A 585-nucleotide genomic window follows, 5' to 3' on the forward strand; every position below is an offset into this window, starting at 1 on the left:
GGAACTATTGTTTTTCAAGAGTATTATTTAGAATCGGAATTAAAAGTAATACTAGAGCAATTAGAAAATCTAAATAATGACCAAGAAAGAATATTATTATATTTAATAGAAAGAGTACCTAATGAAATAAAAGGTAAGGATATAAATGCATGGAAACAGAAAAGGCTGAAAGCGTTAAGGCATATTCCTTCATTTGAAAAATTATATTTAAAATTAAAAGAAAAAACAAAAGTGGACCCTGCTCTAAACTCGAAAGCAAAAGTGAAAAAATCTAAATTCGTTCGAATCGTATCTCCATTAAGCCAAGAGGAACTTTTAAATATGAGCAACAAAGAAATCGCGAAATATTTAAGGGAGTATAAAGAAAGCAAGCATGGAAACATAACAACTGTTTCTTCCTTGGGACAAGCAATTAGAGAGTTTTCTAGGAAGAACCCAGATAAAATAGTGGAGGATTTAAAGCACTTTATTAATACTGATTATTACTATATTTATCAAATAATATTTGGTTTGTGTGATGCTTGGAAAGAACAAAAATCTATGGATTGGAATAAATTATTGAATTTTATTTCAGTTTATATGAAC

1 pseudogene is annotated in these 585 nt (G+C 28.2%); it reads left to right on the plus strand.

Annotated features, from left to right (window positions below):
* Positions 1–585 (plus strand): annotated as a pseudogene (locus tag AC1DJR_RS32785) (hypothetical protein); the annotation flags it as partial.

This window comes from Bacillus sp. 05T31, from assembly GCF_056396725.1.